Source organism: Kitasatospora sp. MY 5-36, assembly GCF_001182915.1.
GTDB lineage: Bacteria > Actinomycetota > Actinomycetes > Streptomycetales > Streptomycetaceae > Kitasatospora.
This window is the reverse complement of the sequence record NZ_LFVW01001195.1, coordinates 1-1,462: the sequence shown is the minus strand read 5'-3', so window position 1 is coordinate 1,462 and position 1,462 is coordinate 1. Positions and strand designations below refer to the sequence as shown.

Sequence of the window (1,462 nt, the reverse complement as noted above, 5' to 3'; positions counted from 1 at the left end):
CGGCCCCCTCCGGCGCGGGCCGGCGGTCGGCCGTGGGGGTGCGCAGCAGCGGCAGCATCAGGTCGGGCCAGGGGACCGCGGTGCCGTCACCGTCCGGTCCGGGCCGGGCGCCCGCCCCGCGCTTCCCGGACGCGGGGGCCTGGGGCGGCACCCGTTCGGGCCGGGTGGGGTGTCCTTCCGGGCCGGCGGGCGCACCGAGCTGCTCGTGTTCCGTCATCGCGACTCCCTGACCCCACCCCCTCCGCCAACACCGTGCAGCCCTTCAACTACCCGGAGTGACGCTGCGGCGAACGCGCCACACCCGGCACACCCGTACGAACCGGAGCACGACCAGCCGTACACGCCCCAGCGCCCCGCGCGTGCCGACCTCGGGGCGGGGGCCGGCCGGGCCCCGGGGCCGCGGTGGCACCGACGGGGCGTGGCCACGCGACGACGGCGGACAGGCGGCGACCGGGAGGCGGCCGGGTCAGAACCGCGGCGTCAGCAGGCTCGCCAGCTCGGCCTCGAAGAGCAGCCCGGGACGGAAGCCCATGCCGGTGAAGTGTCCGGCGAGCTCCAGGGACAGCACGCCGTGCAGACGGGTCCAGAAGGCCAGGAAGCGGTGGAGCACCTCGGGCGGGGCCGGCTGCTCGCCCGCCCAGTCCCGGTGGCCCAGCAGGTGGGTGGTGAACGGCGCCCCCGGGGTGTCCGCTCCGGCCGGGGCGAGCGCCGCGCAGGCGTCGACCAGGGTCCGCATGACCTCGTCGGCGATGGCGGTGGTGTCCTCGGGCGCGCGGTAGCCGGGCACGGGGGTGCCGTAGATCAGGAAGTACCGCTGGGGGTCGGCCAGCGCCCAGTCGCGCAGGGCGTGGGCGAGCCCGGCCAGGTCGGCGCCCTCGGCGGCGGCCGCGCCGAGGGTGTCGGCGAGGCTGCGGTACGCGTCCCGGACGAGTTCGGTGATCAGCTCGTCGCGGCCGGCGAAGTAGCGGTAGAGCGCGGGGCCGCTCATGCCCATCCGCTTGGCGATCGCGTTGACGGAGAGCGCCGAGGCGCCGGCCGTGGCGATCTGCTCCCAGGCGTGCGCCTTGACCTCTTCGCGCACCTGGGCCCGGTAGCGCTCGCGCGGGGTGTCCGCGCCCGTCCTCGCCATGGCCCTCGCCCGCTCCCCGTATCGCCCGACTACATGTTCACGCTTCCGTTAGAAGGTATCACGGAACCTGTTGACGCCCCGGCCCTCGCGGAGTTACAACTTCTAACGAAGGCGTGAGCATCTAGCTCGCAAGGCGTCCGAGCCGTCCGACGGCCGACCAGTGAATGGGGAGTTCCATGTCCGCCACGCGCAGCTCCACCCGCGGCACCGGCATCCGCACCGCCCTGCTGACCCTCCCGCTCGCCCTCGGGCTGCTCGGCGCCGCCGCCGCGCCGGCCGGGGCCGCCACCGCCCACCGCCCCGGCTCCTCGCTCACCTGCGGCGGGGCGGGCG

General features: G+C 76.1%; 1 protein-coding gene and 1 pseudogene. Both read right to left on the bottom strand.

The genetic code is table 11. The features are described from left to right. A pseudogene (locus tag AE652_RS41350) lies at nt 1–217 on the bottom strand (hypothetical protein); the annotation flags it as partial. 249 nt (nt 218–466) lie between these two features. Beyond that, nucleotides 467–1,129 carry a TetR/AcrR family transcriptional regulator gene (locus AE652_RS41345; RefSeq protein WP_049661139.1) on the bottom strand — a complete coding sequence of 221 codons (663 nt, stop codon included), beginning with the start codon at nt 1,127–1,129 and terminating at the stop codon, nt 467–469. Between the last annotated feature and the right edge of the window lie 333 nt (nt 1,130–1,462).

Bases quoted from the DNA above. Each gene is read 5' to 3' on its own strand.
- AE652_RS41345 (WP_049661139.1), bottom strand. From the start codon at position 1,129: ATGGCGAGGACGGGCGCGGACACCCCGCGCGAGCGCTACCGGGCCCAG.